Source organism: Alteromonas sp. ABH4_454, from assembly GCF_056311775.1.
On sequence record NZ_CM149972.1, the window covers coordinates 97,458 to 116,656 of the forward strand.

Sequence of the window (19,199 nt, forward strand, 5' to 3'; positions counted from 1 at the left end):
ATTGCAGAAATCCGGTTAAGAAGAATTGAGTAGTGAGTAAATCTGAAGACCAATTAAATACAAAAACAGCAAGAGCATTTAGCCCTACTACCCAGAAACGAAGAGAAAAGGCGCTTCAAGAAAAGCGTAACCGCATTATGGATGCTGCCCTTTCTCTGTTTTCAAAAAACGGTGTAAGCGGCACAACCGTAGAACAAGTATCGGAATTAGCGAATGTATCAAAGAGTAATTTACTGTATTACTTTAAAAGCAAAGATGGCCTTTACTTATCGGTAATCACTCACCTATTAGATGTATGGCTAACGCCGCTACAAAGCTTTTCTGCAGAACAGGAACCCATAGCCACCTTGAGTGAATACATAAAAGTAAAACTTGAAATGTCGAGAGACAACCCAACCGAATCAAAGCTTTTTTGTATGGAAGTGGTACAAGGTGCACCGCTTTTAATAAAGGAATTAGAAACGCCGCTTAAAACATTGCTGGATGCAAAAAGCGCCGTGATTAATGCGTGGATTGAAGCCGGCAAATTAAAACCTGTCGACCCCATGCATCTGATATTCAGCATTTGGGCCATAACGCAGCACTACGCAGATTTCAGCGTTCAGATTAAAGCCATCACCGGCAAAGATTTAAGCGATCCCGACTTCTTCGATAGCACGCTTAGCAACATTCAGCACATTATTTTAGACGGGCTAAAGCCTTAATCAAAATCCAATCAACTGGGGGGAACACTCAATGTATTTTGTTCAGATAACACTTGCAGTAGGTCGTTATAATTTTTGAGTGAGTACTAAGAGTCCCTACAAAGGTAATATAGACGAACTGTCTTTTAGAAAATTTTTAAGGCGCTCAACATTGGTGATAGCTATTCCTCCATATCGTTTCTCTATAAGTTGCAAGTCATACAACTTAGTTAGCGACTTATGTGCGGTAAGTACTGTTACTCCCAACCTCTCTGCATAATCGCTTTGCCGCAGGGGTATAACGTCACTTTGTGTCGTCAAATATGACTGGTAAATCAACTTAGCCAACTGAACATAAGTGGGTAAACGTCGAATATCATCTAGCCTTTCTAGCGCCGCGTGAAGCTTTATTGCGAGTGATCGAGAAATAAAGTCAGAGATTACAGGATGCTGGTTTATAAGAGAACGAAAAGCAGGTTCAGGGACCTGTAGTATCTTACATTGCGTTAGCGCTAGTGCGTGGTGGGTTCTGGCAAGTGAAGCATATAGCGTAAATTCTCCAAACGTATCTCCGCGTTGCAGTATGGTGGTAATTTGATAACTGCCGTCCAATCCATAATTACCTATTTTAACTTCTCCAGACATAACAATAGACAACCCTTTGTTTTTGCTTCCTCTATCGTGAATAGTCGAGGTCGCTGCATAGGTTTTTACCTTTCCAAAGGGTATACAAATATCGAGATAATCATCAGGCATAACCGTCTGCTGTATACCGTGAATGTAAGACATGCTCATAAAATCTATATAAGTATATATTCTGCGATGTTAACGCAATGTAAATTCACACTCAACAATCGTGTGTGGGAGTAATTACTATGAGCTATCAATGGGCAATTTTGGCCGTTTTTGTTACGTTTGCTTTGCTGGAAGCCAAGAGCGGTAAGCTATTTAAAAAAGCTACGGAAGTCAGCGATGATGGAAAAGTAGAGCTTATCGGTACGTTACTATTATTTACCGTAACACAACCTCTGGTTCTCTTTTGCTCTGCCGCAATAATGGCGTTAGCATTCCCCCAATTTCAGGGGGCGCTTACAGGTTCCCCTATTCTTTTGCACCTAGCACTGCTTTTAATATTTGATGACATGATGCAATACTGGTGGCACAGGCTTTCGCACTCAACCCGATTTCTCTATAACTTACATCGAGCCCACCACAATGCTAAGTACATGAGTGTTCGTATTATCTACAGAAATAACTTCTTCTATTATCTATTTATGCCGTCATTATGGTTTTCTGGCGCGCTAATTTATTTGGGGTTAGGTTGGACCTACGCCTTTTATTTAGTGGCAAAGCTTACTGTGATAACTGGCGCTCATGCAGAGTGGAAGTGGGACAAAGTACTGTACAATATACCTTTGTTACACCCTATTGCTTGGGTGGTCGAGCGCACCATATCAACGCCTTCTACACATAGTGCGCATCATGGATTAAAAGCAGATGACGGCGTGACCAATTACAAAGGTAATTACGGCAACCTATTGTTCTTTTGGGATGTATTATTTGGTACCGCTAAGATAACAAGGCAATATCCTGCGCAATACGGTATTGAGGGTATGTTTTACGCCGACTGGAAAGAACAACTAATTTGGCCGCTGTACAAAACCCCGAGAAAGCCAAAGCAGTTAAAGACTGAGTCTTCCAATAAGGGCTTACCTGTGCTCAATTCAGAGCAACAAAAAACGCAACAGGCAGCGAAGACTAGCGCTTAGTGTGGCATCAAAAAGTTATGGGGTCAGAGTTGTGACTCTGACCCCGTTGTTCGTGATAAACTAGCAGTTCGAAATGAGACAGAGCAGCGCCATACTATGAATGAACAACCCAACAATCCCCTACACGGCTTAACGCTAGAGAAAATCGTAACGCAGCTTCATGAGCGCTACGGCTGGGACGGGTTGTATTACCGCATAAGAGTGAACTGCTTTAACAACGACCCTTCGATTAAATCGTCACTTAAGTTTCTTAGAAAGACCCAGTGGGCGCGAGATAAAGTAGAGCAGCTTTATATCCAAACGTTTAGTGAGTAGTCACTGATAAAGTGCGTTTTACAATGCACCATATTTTATTGGGGGTCAGAGCCCTGACTCTGACCCCACTGTTATTTTTTGCTAGGCGTCTTTGTAGAGTGTCGCTATCCACTTCTCTTCATTGATGAAATTCCAGCTCCAGTCGGCCCACTTTTCATCTAGGCCCATCGCTTTTACTTCATCAAGGGTTTTGCCGTCTTGCTTGAGTTTCTTAACGTAGTCAAAGGTTTCGCTGATCATAGCTAAAAATGCGGTGTATTCTTGCTTGTTGCTGATTTCGCCGTGGCCCGGAATGATAATGGTCTCGTCATCTATTTTCGCTAGCAACTGCTCTACCGATTCCATGTAGCCTTCTACATTGCCACCTGCACCTTGGTCAATGTAGGGAAAACGACCATTGAAGAATAAGTCGCCCGTGTGCATGACGTTGGGTTGCTCAAACCACACTACGCTATCGCCATCAGTGTGACCTACCGCTAAATGTATGACATGTAAGGTCTCACCATTAAAGTAAATTTTAATGCCATCTTCATAGGTAATGGTTGGCAGGGCTTCCGGTTTTATCTTTTCATCGTTAGCTAAGCGTACGCGTACATTTTCATGGGCCAGAATGGTCGCGCCTTTATGGCTGTGGAAAAATGCATTAGAGCCTGTGTGATCGCCGTGATAATGAGTATTTATCACATATTTAGGCTTATCACTGCCTAGTTCGCCAAGCTGAGCCGCTATTTTTTCAGCCAATGGCGCAAATTGATCGTCGATGATAAGAACACCATCTTCCCCAGCTGATACGCCAATATTTCCACCTGCGCCTGTAAGCATGTGAACAGAGCCTTTTATCGCGGTTGCCTTTACTTCAACATCGGCGAACCTGTCTTGTGCATTTGCTGGATTAACCGATGAATAAATTAAAGGACTAGCAGCTAAGAACGCAGCCATAATGTGGGCACTAAAACGAGGGGCAGTTTTCATTATTATTTCCTTGTAAGAAGCCTGTTTAAATAAGACCTCTTACACTATGACCTAATTTCACAATTAGATCATTTTTTCGTCATTAGGGATATCACCCACATAAGCAAAACGAGGAAGTGTCTCTCCGTCTTTTTCCACTGACTCTAAAAACATATCGAGAGGGCGAACCCATAACGCCTTTTCGCCATAACACGGCCGATATACCACTAACTTACTTTCGTCTTCTGAATGCGTCGCCACTTCGTAAACATCGTATAAATTGCCTTTATAATGCTTGTAACGGCCGGGGGTTTTAAGTTGTATTGAATCCATTGTGACCTTCAAGGTAAGTGTTGCGTCAAAGAATAAGGCGCTAGTGTTAATTAAATTGGCTCAAAAGGCAAAACCAGCTGTTGTGTTGATTGGTCGGCGGCAAGACCTATATGCACGCCTACAAGACGGATGCCACGCCCTGTTGCGCGTTCAAAAGCTTCCTGCATTAATGTACGAAAATAAGCTTCATCAAGCGTAGCGCAACGATGTTCAACCGTGGTCAGCTGAAAGTCGTTAAACTTAAGCTTTACGCCTTGTGTGCGAATACGCACAGGCTTGCCTGTCCGCTTCTTATGGTTCTCCATTCGTTCCTGAAGCTTTTCAAACAAGTGGGGCAAAAAGTCGATGCATTGCTCGATAGTGTGTATATCTTCGCTTAGCGTGCGCTCTACACCTATAGACTTGCGCTCTCGAGATACTGACAACTCGCGCTCATCGATGCCATGAGCCCGTTCCCATAGCACACTACCGAATTTGCCCAGCTCTTTTTGAATGCGTTCGAAAGGATACTGGCGAACATCGTTACACGTATTGAGCCCCATGCGCTGAAGCTTTTGCATGGTAACTTTGCCTACGCCTGGAATTTTCTTTAGCGGCATTTCGCGTACAAACTCATCAAGTTTATCGGGCGTGATCACGCAAATACCGTCAGGCTTGTTTTCATCGCTGGCTACTTTTGCCACGAATTTGCAGGGCGCGACCCCTGCTGAAGCGGTAAGACCTAACTCGCTTTCAATGCGTGCACGTATTTCTTCAGCGATTAACGTAGCGCTACCACCACAAAACTCACTGTTAGTAACGTCCAAATAGGCTTCATCTAATGATAGGGGTTCAATAAGGTCGGTATAGTCTGCAAAAATTTTACGTATTTTTTGCGACTCAGCGGCATACACCTCCATGCGGCCTTTCACTAAAGTAAGATTGGGACATAGTTTTAACGCATACGCGGTAGCCATAGCCGAGCGTACACCAAATTTTCGGGCGGGATAATTACAGGTAGAGATAACACCGCGTCTGTCGGCACTGCCGCCAATAGCAATGGGAATATCGCGCAAGGCTGGGTTATCGCGCATTTCTACTGCGGCGTAAAAACAATCCATGTCGACGTGGATAATTTTTCGCATTACCTGCCTTTGCTCTTAACGTGCTCACACGAAACTGTACAAAAAGACAGTATATTATCAATAGTGTTTAATTACACTACCTCGTTTTGATAATTAACGAGATTGATTGGTCCTCACTCTTTTGCATGAATGGCTCAAGTTGAAACGCGTGTTTTTTACAGAACGTTGCCAGAATTAAAGTTCTAAACAAAAAGCGGCGACACACCAACATTGATGTGTCGCCGCTCAATTATGTAAACGCCAAAACAAGTATCCAAATTGTCCCAGCAGTTTTACCTAATTCGCTCGGCCTAACCAATACATTACCCGAGATGTTGCCATCATCACTTCTAGGCTTCCCTCAGCAGACTTTCTCGCGTGTAGAGAGTGGCTGCGGGCCGGTCCAATCAACGCAGGGCTTTTCCAAATACTGATGCCTTCAACCGTCATTTCGCTGAGTTCAGAAGCACCGTAGTAACTCCAATCATTGTCATGCGCCGTTGTCACAAGAAGTGTCTGTTCAGTAGCGGTTACTGGATTGGCTACCATGTCTACAATAACCTTATTTATCGAAACTTCCGATGTCTTGGTCAAACTGGTGTCAGCTACATCATACATAACTAGAGATTGGTTCTGATTATAACAGGCCAGTTCAGCGGCAGCGTCACTATCAGCATTAATAAAGGTAAGGCGCGCGCAAGAAATATCGGCGCTTGCCTGAATAGAGAAACCTGATGTTGTTGGTTTGAGTAATTGCGTTATGTCGTCGCCTTGAGAAAGCGCCACGTACACATTGCCATTGATCGCGGCAATATCAAAATCACGGAAATATTGAGGCATGGTGTAAGTGGCCAACATAACTTGATTATTCACGTCGACCGCTTTTAATGTGCGACCATCAACATACACTGCATCATCGAAACCATCGTTATTGAAGTCGAATGCCTTGATAACTGAAACATCATTTGAATAATCGCCTGTAATCTCATATTGAATAGAGAAATCATTTAATCGCATTGCAGCGAATGCGCCATCATAGGTTTCTGCACTAGGTAGGAATAAATCACCAGCACCGTCATTGTTGTAATCGGTAGTTACAGCAACACTAGAGTTATCCCAGTTAGAAGAAATCTCTTCACTAGTAATGTAATTCCCTGTGTTCTCCATTAGTAAGACCTTAGAGCCGTCATAACCACTACCCGTGCTTGGCACGAAGAAAACAGCACGTTCGTCACCAGGGTACAAATCTGCCCACCCAGCCGCACTAAAGCTATCTAGTTGATGTGTGGTTGCCGTCGTTTTTATTGTTGCAGAAGTGGCTGTGACATCTGCCGTTACGAGTAAATTTTCACCAGAATGTGTAGTGCCGGTGCCCCATAACAGTTCGTTAAGGCCATCATTGTCGGCATCGCCAAGGGTCAGCGAAGTCGAACCATGATCAACCATATCAACGCTAAATACTGAAGTGAGCGTGTTACTAGACAGCTTCATGGCGTGGACATTGCCCCATTGGCAGTCCCCTACAAGCAATACAGGATCACTATCGTCAGTCAGTTTCCCTGCGCTAATGTCGCAAGTATTAAAATTCTCAACACTCGTTATTTGAGACTTGTCTTGTGCTGAGTACACATAGATATAAGACCAACTGTCAGCGCCTACAATTTCATCAATACCGTCGCTATTTATATCGGCAACGGCAATGTGATGACTACCAAATCCTGAGTTCAAAAACCACTGGTTTTCACCAGAATCAAGGTCATAAACTAAACCAGAATTGGTAACCAGTTCTAACTGAGTGTCGGAATCTACATTACCCAGAGCAATTTCATAGGTATCTTCAGCGGTAAACGTAAATAAAGGTGTTTCGGGTGAATTAAGATCTACCACCACAATATTATCGGCATCGCCGTAATCACGTGATGAATATAGGTAGGCCAATTCATCGTCACCATCGTTGTCTATGTCTCCTAGAACAGCACTATGTATGAAATTGTCGGTGGTAAAAAGCGTTGTGGCCGCTTCATCAATGTCGGTAACGACAGATACGCCGTGTTCAGATATCACTAAAATATCGGGGTAATCGTCGTTATCAAAATCGGTACTGAGAACTTGTTTTACTGTTTCACCGTGCTCGATTTTGTAGGGATACATCCAAGTTTGGTTGTAGTTGCCGTTTTGATAAGACAGTAAGAACACTCGATTTGCAGAATCGGTGGAGAGAACTTCATTGTCACCGTCGTGGTCGAAATCACCCACTACCATTGAATTGTTCATTTTAGGCACTTCAATACCCGAGCGAGCTAACTCTTGAACGTCATTATTAGTCACTGAGACATCAGTTTTGACTACTTCGGCACCTTCTTCACCCGTTGAAAAACCAAATTCGTAAAGTTGGGTTTTAAACAACTGATTACTCGGCGCTTGCCAAGAAATCAATCCATCTTCGTTAATGGTAGCGCCTGAAGGCGCTGACACTAAGGTCGGAACCCCTTGATTGTCGCCAAGATCAGGGTCAGACACAATTGCACTAAATTCGATATATTCGCCAGGAGACACTGACTCTGGTAAATTCTCGAATGCTACTTGTGCCGGTGCATCCGCCAGAGTGATTGAAGTGCGACCTGACTCTACAGTGTTAGCGCTATCAGAGACGACCATTGATACTTCTACTACATCGTTAAATACAGCGCGGTAGGCTGGAAAGGTATCCCCTGAAACGTCCTCTACTAAGTTGCCATTGAGATACCAGCGGAAACTGACCGTTAAATCTTCGTAGTCTGTATCGCTATCATTATAATAGCCAGGGCTAACAGTAATGGGTGTCGTCGTGTCCACGTTGTCCCAAGTATAAAAATCAGGTGCATAGACAGTGGGTGGCATGGACATGTCAGCAATAGCGACAAGTGATCTGTCTGCAAGGTTACCACTAATTAAATCATGACCATCAATTATAAATGTACCTAGGTCGTAGGTACCGTCGTTATCTGTATCTTCTAAATAACGAATAGTGCTTTGTTCGAAAAGTAAGGTTGCAGTTTTATCACCCGCTACTACTACTTCGCCATCGTACATGTATGGCCATAAATACTCAGGGGCCTCTGCTTCGACAGCTAGTTTACCTTTAGAGCCAACATAGAAGTCTAATTCAGCATGGTTAAGGCTTTCATTGGGCGAATAGGATATGTCGTAATTCCCCGTTAATTTATATTGCTCTGCGCCTATAGTGAACGCGACATGTTGACTGGTATCTACGTAATAGCTACTGTTAGTTTCGTTGAAGCCCTCATCGATTGAGACGACGCCAGACAAAGTATAGGGTACACCTTCGATAGTCCATGTCAGACTGTCGAAATACATACTGTATTTCGCAGCGCTATCTGACACGCTTTCAATGGCAATAGCCGTCGACCCAGAAATAGCAACGCCATTGCTATACAACCAACAATTTTGGTAATTCATGGCGATGGTACCTGTCAAGGTATCGGATACTTTGCCGTCATAAGCAACACTACCACCTTGATCACAGGCATACGTGTTTTTAATCGTTCCGCCGTTCACATCATCAGAAAAGTCCTGTTCTGCCAGTTCTGGGACTGTCATAACTGAATCATTAAACAATAAATTGAACGCTTCTTGGACCAGCTCTATGTCCACTTCCGCATTGACTGTTTCGCCTTGGTATTGGGCGTTTGCAATTGCCTTTGCTGCAGTGTTGAGGCGCGATGGAGTGTAGTCTTTAGCGTTTTTGATGATTGATGATGAAGAAACCGGAGTGGAGCCTCCGTTATCCGACACATCAGAGTCCGAACCTCCGCCTCCACATGCGGCTAGGGATAACGCGATTATACTGAAGGTCCCGAGGCGTACACTGCGTGTCATAACTCTTCCTTGATGTTTTATTGTTTATATTAGAATTTTATGAGATGTAAATTTAACCTAAATACAAATGTGGAGCAACGAAATATGGGTAGAGCTAACAAAGTGCTAAAATATTAACGCCTGTTCATGGCTTGTTCGTAAAGATAACGCTCCCTTTAAGTGGTGTCGCCCATGAAGCATCCCCGACAAGTTACATTAGGTTAGCTGTGCAGATTCGACGTAAAATCTCCATCTATCAGATACAAAAAAGCGCTGTCGATGAGTATCAAACAGCGCTTTTATAACTTAAGCCAACGAGAGATTAAGCATTACAAAATTTGGTTTTGCTTCCACTCGTTTAATTTTTTCTGGCGGGCTTCTTCTTTTTCCATACGTGACTTTTTACGATCGCACGGTTCTGGACAGTCACAGGCTTTTTCGATACCTAGTGCCCCTAAGCCGCCACAGCTTCCAGAGATTGATTTTTTCTGAAATAGGTAGCCAACGGCCATAGCCAGTACCATTGTTAGAAAGAAACCAAAAGCAAGAATGAATGTAGACATTGCTACCCCCTAATTATGAACTGTAACCAGTTTATCAAATTCTGGCGATGCATACTCTTCAAATCCGTCTTCTGTGCGACGAATGAGGAATACAGCAAGTTGTTCTTGCTCAGCAACCGCTATTGCTTGTTCCCACCCCATCACATTAAATGCCGTAGCTAAACCATCTGACGTCATAGATGAGGGGTTAACAACGGTTACAGAAACCAAGTTGTGTGAGATAGGTTTGCCCGTTGTAGGGTCGATTAGGTGCGAATAACGAACACCGTCTTCTTCGTAATAGTTACGGTAATCACCTGATGTAGCAACCGCGTTTTCACCTATTGAGACAACTTTTTGAACAGCGCGTTCAGTGGTAACAGGCTTTTCTATAGCAATAAGCCATTCACTGCCGTCGCCGCGTTCGCCTTTCACGCGCATTTCACCGCCTATTTCCACAAGGTAGTTTTCAATACCGTGCTTTTCAAGGATCTCGGCCACTTCGTCAACACCAAAACCTTTAGCAATAGTCGATAGGTCGACGTACAACATTGGATGGCTTTTCTTTAAGCCTGTTGGTGTAGTTGATAGTTTCTTATAGCCCACATATTCACGGATATCGTCGATGTCTGCCTGACTTGGCACTTTCTCAGGGCGCTTAGTGGGGCCAAACCCCCATAGGTTAACCAGTGGACCAACAGTCACATCTAGTACACCACCACTAAGATTAGCCAATCGCAAAGCTTCGTTTACCACGGTAAGGGTATCGGGCGACACAGCAAAATTATCGGTATAGCGATATTGATTAAAGCGTGAGAGCTCTGACGTTGGGTCGTAGGTCGACATCATCTTGTTAACGTCAACAAGGCGAGCATCTATTTCAGCTTGTAAGCCTTCTACTGGCGTTTCAGCTACAAGGTATTTCACATTGTAGGTTGTTCCCATAGTCTGTCCTTGAAGGTGCACTACAGGCGTTTTTTCGTCACTGCAGCTTGCTAGTACAAGAATACCAATAGCAACAAAAGCGAGAAAAATTCGAATACCAAAACGAATCACATTGTTGTCCTTACTTACATGTACAAAGCTGTAAAGCTTCTATGTACGTTATTGCGTTAAGCTTAAACAAAAAAGGGGCTTTCGCCCCTTTTTTTAAATTGCTTGTTAGCTTGGTAGCTTAGCCACCGAAGTCATCTAGCATGATGTTTTCGTCCTCAACACCTAGATCTTTAAGCATGTTGATTACGGCCGCGTTCATCATAGGTGGTCCACACATGTAGAACTCACAGTCTTCTGGTGCAGGGTGATCTTTCAAGTAATTCTCTAGAAGTACTTGGTGAATGAACCCTGTGTAACCTTCCCAGTTGTCCTCTGGTTGAGGATCAGAAAGTGCTACGTGCCACTCGAAGTTATCGTTTTCTGCTGCTAGCTCGTCGAAGTCTTCTGTATAGAACATTTCACGAAGTGAACGTGCACCGTACCAGAAGCTCATCTTACGCTTAGACTTAAGGCGACGAAGCTGATCGAAGATGTGAGAACGCATTGGGGCCATACCTGCACCACCACCTACGAATACCATTTCGTTTTCAGTTTCTTTCGCGAAGAATTCACCGAACGGACCAGAGATAGTCGCTTTGTCACCTTCTTTCAGGCTCCAAATGTACGATGACATTTTACCCGCAGGTAGGCTTAGGTTATTAGGTGGCGGCGTAGCGATACGCACGTTCAGCATAATAATGCCTTCTTCTTCTGGGTAGTTCGCCATTGAGTACGCACGAATCGTCTCTTCGTCTACTTTAGACTCGATGTCGAAGAAGCCAAAACGCTCCCAGTCACCGCGATATTCTTCAGGAATGTCGAACTCTTTGTACTTAACGTGGTGCGCTGGCGCTTCAATCTGAATATAACCACCTGCACGGAAAGGTACGCTTTCACCGTTAGGAATTTTAAGCTTAAGTTCTTTGATGAAGGTTGCTTTGTTATCGTTAGAGATAACTTCACAATCCCATTTCTTAACACCAAATACTGACTCTTCTAGCTCGATTTCCATGTCTTGCTTAATAGCAACCTGGCATGAAAGACGGCAGCCCTCGCGTGCTTCACCTTTAGTGATGTGGTCTAGTTCAGTTGGAAGAATTTCACCACCACCTGAGTGTACATCTACACGACACTGACCACATGAGCCACCGCCACCACACGCAGAAGATACGAAGTATCCTGCATCAGCTAGAGCACCAAGTAACTTACCACCTGGCTCTGTTTTGATTGCTTTGTCTGGGTCACCGTTGATAGTGATAGTAACATCACCGCTTGGTACCAATTTAGACTTGGCAAACATGATAATAAATACCAGCGCTAGAACGATGGCAATGAACATGCCTACGCCTAGATATATTTCTACATTATTCATTTATATGCTCCCGAGCTTTCTTACAGCTGAATACCAGTGAATGACTGGAAGCCTAGTGCCATTAGACCCGCGATCATAAATACAGAACCTAGACCACGAACACCATCTGGCATATCAGCATACTTAAGCTTTTCACGTACTGCCGCAAGCAACACAATTGCAATTGCCCAACCAATACCACTTCCTACGCCGTAAACAACACTTTCGGTCAGGTTATATTCACGCTGTACTGCGAACGCTACACCACCGAAGATTGCACAGTTAACGGTAATAAGCGGAAGGAAGATACCTAGTGCGTTATAAAGCGCAGGGAAGAACTTATCTAAGCTCATCTCTAGGATCTGTACCAATGCCGCAATAACACCGATAAAGGTTAGGAAGTTAAGGAAGCTTAAGTCAGCTTCAGGGAAACCTGCCCATGCTAATGCGCCTGGAGCAAGAATGTTTACATAAATAATTTGGTTAACCGGAACCGAGATACCTAGTACCACGATAACAGCAACACCAAGACCCATAGCAGTTTTTACTTTCTTAGATACCGCAAGGAAGGTACACATACCTAAGAAAAGTGATAACGCCATGTTCTCAACGAAAATTGAGCGAACAAATAACGACAAATAATGTTCCATGACTTACTCCTTAGGCTCTACTTGCTCAGGACGGATGGTACGGATAACCCAAATCATACCGCCGATTAAGAAGAATGAGCTGAATGGTAGGATTAACAAACCATTACCCTGATACCAGCCACCGTTTTGAACCAGTGGAAGGATTTCGAAACCTAAAATAGTACCGAAACCAAATAGCTCTTTAATTGTACCAATTACAACTAGAATGAAAGAGTAACCCAAGCCGTTACCAATACCATCAAGGAAGCTCATCAGAGGTGGGCTCTTCATGGCGTAAGCTTCAGCACGACCCATTACGATACAGTTAGTAATAATAAGACCAACGAATACCGACAGCTGCTTCGATATTTCATACGAATACGCTTTCAGAATTTGGTCAACCACGATTACCAACGACGCAATAATGGTCATCTGGATAATAATTCGAACGCTAGATGGAATCTGGTTACGAATTAGTGAAATAAACAAGTTTGAGAACGCTACAACGCTTGTAAGCGCAAGCGACATTACCAATGCTGTTTCCAGCTTAGTGGTAATTGCCAGTGCTGAACAGATACCCAATACCTGTAGGGCGATCGGGTTGTTGTCCAGGATTGGCCCAAAGAGGGCCTTTTTCATTTCTTTAGTATCTGCCATGAGACTTCCCTTATGAACGCCATGCTTGGTTCTTCAGGAACTGGCCGAAGCCTTGCTCGCCTACCCAGTAACGAATAGTGTTTTCAACACCGTTGCTGGTTAGGGTTGCACCTGAAAGCGCATCGATAGTGTGAGGATTGCTAGGGTTAGCATTTTTCACTACGCGAATAGCAACTTCGCCATTCTCGTAAAGCTCTTTGCCGTCCCATTTGTCCTGCCAAGCAGGGTTTTGCACTTCACCACCTAGTCCTGGCGTTTCTTTTTGCTGATAGTAAATAAGCTCGCGAACCGTTTGGCCGTCTGCGTCTACCGCTAAGAAACCGTACATAAGATCCCAAAGGCCGCTGCCGTGAACAGGAAGGATGATACGAGAAACATCACCTGCGTCGTCGCGAACTAAGTAAACACTTGCCACGTTAGGGCGGCGCTGGAAACCAACATTGCTGTTAGTTACCTTTGTGCTGTACTCAGTTTCTTTGGCTGCTTTATACATGTCGTAATCTGGCTTAGGCGCTTCTACGAAAGTACCTTCGTCAAGATTAACAAAACGCTGTTCTACTCGCTCGCTGTACGTGCTTTCAATTGCGCTATTGCTCATGCCCATTTCATAAAGGCCTGCAGCATTAAGAATGTTGCTCTTTTTATCTAGAGCTGCGTTTGTTTGTTGTAAAGAGCGAAGGCCAACAGCCGCGCCAGAAACAACAATTGAACAAACTAAACATACGGCAACAACAATACCTACCGTTTTGCCTAAAGATTCTTTCTTAGCCGACACGTGCTACCCTCCGCTTGATATTGCTTTGTGCGACGAAATAGTCGAACAGTGGCGCCCACAAGTTAGCAAATAGAATTGCTAGCATTACACCTTCAGGGAAGGCTGGGTTTAGGACGCGGATTAGTACCGTCATGAAACCAATGAAGATACCGTAAGCCCACTTACCTTGGTTAGTGAACGACGCAGAAACTGGGTCTGTCGCCATAAAGAACATACCAAAAGCAAGACCACCAACAACAAAGTGCCAATGTGCAGGCATTGCAAACATAGGGTTAGTATCGCTGCCAATTAGGTTTAGCAAAGTTGCGAAGAAGGCAACACCAATTGCTACACCAGCAACAATCCGCCAGCTTGCTATACGCATGTACATGATGAACAAGCCACCAAGAATAATAGCAAGGGTAGACACCTCACCCGCTGAACCTGAGATAGTACCGATGAAGCTGTTCATCCACTGATCCATGTTCGCGTAATCAAGGTTGCCAGAAGCCGCTTGGCTTAGAGACGTTGCACCAGAATAACCATCTGCCGCTACCCATACTTGGTCACCTGAAATTTGTGCAGGGTACGCAAAGTAAAGGAACGCACGACCAGACAATGCTGGGTTAAGGAAGTTACGACCTGTACCACCGAATACTTCTTTAGCAATTACAACACCGAAGGTAATACCTAGTGCAACTTGCCATAGAGGAATAGTAGCTGGAAGTGTTAGTGCGAACAGTACCGATGTAACGAAGAAACCTTCGTTAACTTCGTGCTTGCGCACAGACGCGAACAATACTTCCCAGAAACCACCTACCGCGAACGTTACCGCGTAGATTGGCAGCCAGAAACATGCGCCATAGAAGAATAGACCTAGTGTTCCCGCATTTGCCAAGTCACCGCCAAGGGCAGCGAATAGACCTGCTTGCCATGTGTCAGGCAGCGTTCCTGCGCCAGCAGCAATAGCTTCTTGCGCTTGGAAACCAATGTTATACATACCAAAGAACATAGCTGGGAATGTTGCCATCCATACCATGATCATGATGCGCTTAAGGTCAATGCTGTCACGCACGTGCGTGTTAGCTTTGTTTACTTTACCTGGCGTATAAAAGATGGTCGCTGCAGCTTCGTAAAGCGCGTACCATTTTTCATGCTTACCACCCGGCTCGAAATCCGGCTCAATTTTTTCTAAATACGCTTTTAAACCCATGACTTAACCCTCTTTCTCTATCGTGGTCAAACAGTCGCGTAAGATAGGAGCGTAGTTGTATTTGCCTGGGCATACATAAGTACACAATGCCAAATCTTCTTCGTCCAACTCTAAGCAACCCAACGTCTGAGCACCGTCAGTATCACCAGAAATCAGGTCCCTAAGCAGAAGCGTAGGAATGATATCTAGGGGCATAACGCGTTCGTAATTACCAATTGGAACCATAGAACGTTCTGAACCATTGGTAGTTGTTGTCATATCAAATTTCTTGCTACCACTTAGGTGACCTAAGTAAGCGCGTGTCACTGAGTGTTGGTTTGAACCAGGTAGGATCCAACCGAACAATTTCTTCTCGTGACCTTCTTTTAATAGTGAAACTTGGGTGTGGAAACGACCTAAGAAACCGTGTACGCCCATTGCAGTTGTACCGTTAAGTACAGAACCAGAAACAACACGTACTTCACCGTCTACTTGCTCATTCGCAGTTAGCTCGGTCACGTCTGCGCCAATTACAGTGCGCACTAGACGTGGGTTTGTTGCAGCAGGACCTGCAAGTGAGATAACACGGCGGTTATCTAATTCACCTGTAGTTAGCAATGCACCAATCGCCATAACGTCTTGGTAATTAATGTGCCAAACCGTTTTGTTCATGCCGGCTGAATCAAGGAAGTGGATATGAGTACCCGGTAGGCCCGCAGGGTGAGGACCGCCAAACTCTTCAACATCAACTGCCGCATCGCCAGTAGCAACAGAAGCACCTGCCGCTTTACAAACGTAAGTCTTGCCACCGCTCAATTGCGTTAGCGCTTTAAGACCATTTACGAAATCGTCTTGGCGCTCAGCAATAATCACAGCAGGATCTGCTGCAAGTGGATTAGTATCCATTGCTGTAACGAAAATTGAGTTTGGTACAGAGTCTAGCTGAGGCGATTTGCTGAATGGACGTGTGCGTAACGCTGTCCACATGCCTGACTCTACAAGGATTGACTGAAGCTGCTCACGTGTTGCGCTCGCGATCTGGTCAGCTGCAATTTTATCAAATGTTACGGCATCGCTGCCGTTCATTTTGATAACTACAGACTGAAGAACACGTTTTGCACCACGGTTAACCTCTACCACTTCACCCGCAGCTGGAGCAGTGAATTTAACGCCAGGGTTCTTTTTGTCTTCAAAAAGAACCTGACCTTTCTTCACTACATCGCCAACTTGGACGTGCATGGTAGGGCGCATACCCACATATTCTTCTCCCAGAATGGCAACGCGCGTTGCAGCAGATGCATCAGCAATCTCCTGCTTTGGCGCTCCCTCAATTGGGAGGTCGAGACCTTTCTTGATTTTTATCATATGTAATTGCACTACTCTAATAGAAATACCCTTTTGCATGACCGCAGGAAACCTGCCTGTCAGCATGCAAAAACGCACTATTAACAGGTGTTAGACACCTTTTTTGTTGATTGATGGAACTTGCTGCAATTGCTACGGTCAGCCTGTTATGAAGCCGTAACGCATAATTCCTTTAGCGGACGCTTTGTTCGTCCTTTCTATATAGACCACCAGCAGAAATTTACACTTATTATTGTTGTTGTGTAGCTGCAATCGCCACTGCTGTTTTGGTAGAGGCAGAAAAGACCCCTACTTAATTTCGGGATTTTAGCATTAACCCATACGTTTGTGCCACGCTATTTCAAGATAAAGGCAAATTTTTCTACAATTTAATGTAAACCTTTGGTCTTATTCATTTACAATTTTTTCGATGACACCCTATATCGGCTTGTAATTCGGTACAAAAAAGCCGTCAAATCAGACGGCTTTTGCACGAATTGCATTAAGTTAATTAATGGTAAGTTTAGGCTTTACCACTTAACCAATGGGTCAACTTCACTGTCGTAATCAACGCTGTCAATGTCAAAACCAAACAGCTTTAGGAACTCATGGTGGTAACCTTTGTAGTCACTTAAGTCATGAAAGTTCTCTTGTGTCACTTGGTCCCATAGCGCTTTAATCTTCGCTTGAGTAGCGTCATTTGTTTCTTTGCCGTCCATGCGATAGCGATTTGCTTCATCTAACGTAGGCGTATTGCCAAACAGGCACTGTGTGAACAAACCATGAATCTGTTCAATACAGCCTTCGTGTGTGCCCTCTTCTTTCATCACTTTGTAAATAAGTGAAATATAAAGCGGCATGACGGGAATGGCAGAACTTGCTTGCGTCACGAGCGCTTTTAGTGAGCTTACGTTTGCTTGTACAAGCAAGTCACTGTTTTTGCCAATAATAGCAGTCTGCAGCGCGATCAAGGTCTTCTTTTGCTTTGCCGATAGTCGCTTGACCGTAGATAGGCCATGTAAGCTCTTTACCAATGTAGGTATAGGCAGTGGTTTTGCAGCCTTCTGCTAGCACATCAGCATTTCGTAAAAAGTCCATCCAACGTTCCCAATCTTCGCCACCCATCACTTTAATGGTGTTGAGGATCTCATCGTCGTTGGCAGGCTCAAGCGCCACTTCATGCACTTTGTCTTTATCTGTATCGTAAGTTTTTGTGGTGTATGCCTCGCCTACTGGCTTAAGCGTCGACTTGTAGGTCACACCGGTTTCTGGGTCGGTTCTGCGCGGAGACGCAAGGCTATAAATAACCAAGTCAACCTTACCCATTTCAGCTTTGATTTTTTCGATAGCTTCGCTTTTGATTTCATCAGAAAAGGCGTCGCCATTAATAGTATCTGCATACAAGCCTTTTGCTTTGGCTTTTTCATGGAATGCTGCCGTGTTGTACCAACCAGCAGTCCCTGTTTTGCGTTCCGTTGGCGCTTTTTCAAAACAAACACCTAATGTTTTTGCGCCATAACCAAAGGCAGATGTGATGCGTGACGCTAAGCCGTAGCCTGTAGAGCTACCAATAACCAGTACATTTTTAGGGCCTTCGCCTAAGTCACCTTTTGCTTCCACATAAGCAATTTGTTCATCAACCGCTTTAGCACAGCCTACCGGGTGCGCGTTTGTACAAATGAAGCCTCTCACTTTAGGCTTGATAACCATAATAATTTTCCTTATTTGAGCGTGGGGCTATTGTAATGCCGAAGCCACTGATAACAACTCGGAGCAGATGGGACCCTGCTAACCTTTAATTCGCTTTTGCCAGCATATCGCATACATGCATTCTCACCAACAAAACATAGTAGCATCACATATTTAGATTTAAACAAGCGACACGTAAACGCGTCCAGATTATTAGTGTGCTGTTCGTTTACTAACAAAGCGTTAGAAAAGTAAAAGGAATAGGTTAGAAGATAGAAAGGAATAAAAGATTAAACAAAGAAAAGTACTGGTATTCACAGGAGCACCATTGGGCACTCCTGTGAAGAAATCATTAACCTAGAACGTCAAGAAGTTCTACGTCAAAGATTAGGGTGCTGTAAGGTGCAATAGCTGCGCCAGCACCTTGCTCACCGTAAGCTAGGTCGTGTGGTACGTATAGACGATACTTTGAACCTGCTTTCATAAGTTGAAGTGCTTCAGTCCAACCTTTGATTACGCCGCCTACTGGGAATTCAGCTGGCTGACCACGCTCGTAAGAGCTATCAAACGTAGTACCGTTTATAAGCGTACCGTGGTAGTGAACACGTACTGTGCTAGAAGCATCTGGAGTCTCGCCGTCACCTTCAGTAACAACTTCATATTGAAGACCAGATTCAGTTACGGTTACTTCGTCACGCTTTGCGTTTTCTTCAAGGTACTTTGTGCCTTCTTCAATAACCGCTTTGCTTGCTTCTTCTTTAGCAGCTTGCATACGCTTGTGAATTTCGCCAAACGCATCACGTAGAGTGTCGTTATCAACCTGAGGTGCTTGACCTGCGAAGGCGTCTTTAAGGCCAGCTACAACAGCGTCAATCGCTAGTCCGTCGAAAGGATTTGATTGTAGTTGTTGACCCATTTGAAAACCAATGCCGTAACTTGCTTGGGTTTCTACTGTATTGAATGTATCAGTCACAAGAACTCCTGAAATTAAATT

At 44.2% G+C, this 19,199-nt stretch carries 17 protein-coding genes and 1 pseudogene; 3 read left to right on the top strand and 15 right to left on the bottom strand.

The genetic code is table 11. The annotated features are described in order from the left end of the window. The first annotated feature begins 32 nt into the window (after positions 1–32). A complete protein-coding gene (gene rutR / locus ACYX4W_RS00440) occupies positions 33–704 on the top strand; it encodes an HTH-type transcriptional regulator RutR (protein WP_476074367.1) in 672 nt (223 codons plus the stop codon). Positions 705–800: 96 nt separating this feature from the next. On the opposite strand, the gene ACYX4W_RS00445 is transcribed toward rutR, so the two are convergent. After that, positions 801–1,472 carry a Crp/Fnr family transcriptional regulator gene (locus ACYX4W_RS00445; protein WP_476074368.1) on the bottom strand — a complete coding sequence of 224 codons (672 nt, stop codon included), beginning with the start codon at positions 1,470–1,472 and terminating at the stop codon, positions 801–803. Between the two features lie 86 nt (positions 1,473–1,558). On the opposite strand from ACYX4W_RS00445, the gene ACYX4W_RS00450 reads away from it, so the two are divergent. Continuing rightward, on the top strand, positions 1,559–2,452 hold the full coding sequence (locus ACYX4W_RS00450; RefSeq protein WP_476074369.1) for a sterol desaturase family protein: 894 nt from the start codon (positions 1,559–1,561) through the stop codon (positions 2,450–2,452). A gap of 96 nt (positions 2,453–2,548) precedes the next feature. Further along, entirely contained in the window at positions 2,549–2,767 is a 219-nt protein-coding gene (locus tag ACYX4W_RS00455; protein ID WP_476055747.1) for a VF530 family protein, read from the top strand. Between the two features lie 81 nt (positions 2,768–2,848). On the opposite strand, the gene ACYX4W_RS00460 is transcribed toward ACYX4W_RS00455, so the two are convergent. The 14 genes and pseudogenes from ACYX4W_RS00460 to ACYX4W_RS00525 all read right to left on the bottom strand — a co-directional run bounded on the left by ACYX4W_RS00460 (position 2,849) and on the right by ACYX4W_RS00525 (position 19,178). After that, entirely contained in the window at positions 2,849–3,739 is an 891-nt protein-coding gene (locus ACYX4W_RS00460) for an MBL fold metallo-hydrolase (RefSeq protein WP_476074370.1), read from the bottom strand. Positions 3,740–3,802: 63 nt separating this feature from the next. Continuing rightward, positions 3,803–4,051: a DUF1653 domain-containing protein gene (locus ACYX4W_RS00465; protein ID WP_474857428.1), complete on the bottom strand. Its 249-nt coding sequence runs from the start codon at positions 4,049–4,051 to the stop codon at positions 3,803–3,805. Between the two features lie 50 nt (positions 4,052–4,101). After that, positions 4,102–5,175 (bottom strand): DNA polymerase IV, encoded by a 1,074-nt coding sequence (gene dinB / locus ACYX4W_RS00470; protein WP_474857427.1) that lies wholly within the window; start codon positions 5,173–5,175, stop codon positions 4,102–4,104. A gap of 276 nt (positions 5,176–5,451) precedes the next feature. Then, the gene (locus ACYX4W_RS00475) at positions 5,452–9,033 is read right to left on the bottom strand and encodes an FG-GAP repeat domain-containing protein (protein ID WP_476074371.1); all 3,582 of its coding nucleotides are present in this window, start codon (positions 9,031–9,033) and stop codon (positions 5,452–5,454) included. Positions 9,034–9,341: 308 nt separating this feature from the next. Further along, complete coding sequence (gene nqrM / locus ACYX4W_RS00480; protein ID WP_014950791.1) at positions 9,342–9,575, bottom strand: (Na+)-NQR maturation NqrM; 234 nt, start codon at positions 9,573–9,575, stop codon at positions 9,342–9,344. Between the two features lie 9 nt (positions 9,576–9,584). Beyond that, positions 9,585–10,610: an FAD:protein FMN transferase gene (locus ACYX4W_RS00485; RefSeq protein ID WP_476074372.1), complete on the bottom strand. Its 1,026-nt coding sequence runs from the start codon at positions 10,608–10,610 to the stop codon at positions 9,585–9,587. 118 nt (positions 10,611–10,728) lie between these two features. Further along, complete coding sequence (gene nqrF / locus ACYX4W_RS00490) at positions 10,729–11,961, bottom strand: NADH:ubiquinone reductase (Na(+)-transporting) subunit F (RefSeq protein ID WP_179984639.1); 1,233 nt, start codon at positions 11,959–11,961, stop codon at positions 10,729–10,731. Positions 11,962–11,981: 20 nt separating this feature from the next. After that, positions 11,982–12,590: an NADH:ubiquinone reductase (Na(+)-transporting) subunit E gene (gene nqrE, locus ACYX4W_RS00495; RefSeq protein WP_015068138.1), complete on the bottom strand. Its 609-nt coding sequence runs from the start codon at positions 12,588–12,590 to the stop codon at positions 11,982–11,984. A gap of 3 nt (positions 12,591–12,593) precedes the next feature. Next, positions 12,594–13,226 carry an NADH:ubiquinone reductase (Na(+)-transporting) subunit D gene (locus ACYX4W_RS00500; RefSeq protein WP_118492037.1) on the bottom strand — a complete coding sequence of 211 codons (633 nt, stop codon included), beginning with the start codon at positions 13,224–13,226 and terminating at the stop codon, positions 12,594–12,596. 10 nt (positions 13,227–13,236) lie between these two features. Then, positions 13,237–14,001, bottom strand: a complete 765-nt coding sequence (locus ACYX4W_RS00505; RefSeq protein WP_014950796.1) for a Na(+)-translocating NADH-quinone reductase subunit C — start codon at positions 13,999–14,001, stop codon at positions 13,237–13,239. After that, positions 13,991–15,193, bottom strand: a complete 1,203-nt coding sequence (locus tag ACYX4W_RS00510; RefSeq protein ID WP_474804667.1) for an NADH:ubiquinone reductase (Na(+)-transporting) subunit B — start codon at positions 15,191–15,193, stop codon at positions 13,991–13,993. Before ACYX4W_RS00510 ends, ACYX4W_RS00505 begins: the two co-directional genes overlap by 11 nt. A 3-nt stretch (positions 15,194–15,196) precedes the next feature. After that, the gene (locus ACYX4W_RS00515; RefSeq protein ID WP_474804665.1) at positions 15,197–16,537 is read right to left on the bottom strand and encodes a Na(+)-translocating NADH-quinone reductase subunit A; all 1,341 of its coding nucleotides are present in this window, start codon (positions 16,535–16,537) and stop codon (positions 15,197–15,199) included. A 509-nt stretch (positions 16,538–17,046) separates the two neighbouring features. After that, positions 17,047–18,226, bottom strand: a pseudogene (fabV, locus tag ACYX4W_RS00520) (enoyl-ACP reductase FabV). A gap of 331 nt (positions 18,227–18,557) precedes the next feature. Beyond that, positions 18,558–19,178 carry an FKBP-type peptidyl-prolyl cis-trans isomerase gene (locus ACYX4W_RS00525; RefSeq protein ID WP_015068144.1) on the bottom strand — a complete coding sequence of 207 codons (621 nt, stop codon included), beginning with the start codon at positions 19,176–19,178 and terminating at the stop codon, positions 18,558–18,560. Between the last annotated feature and the right edge of the window lie 21 nt (positions 19,179–19,199).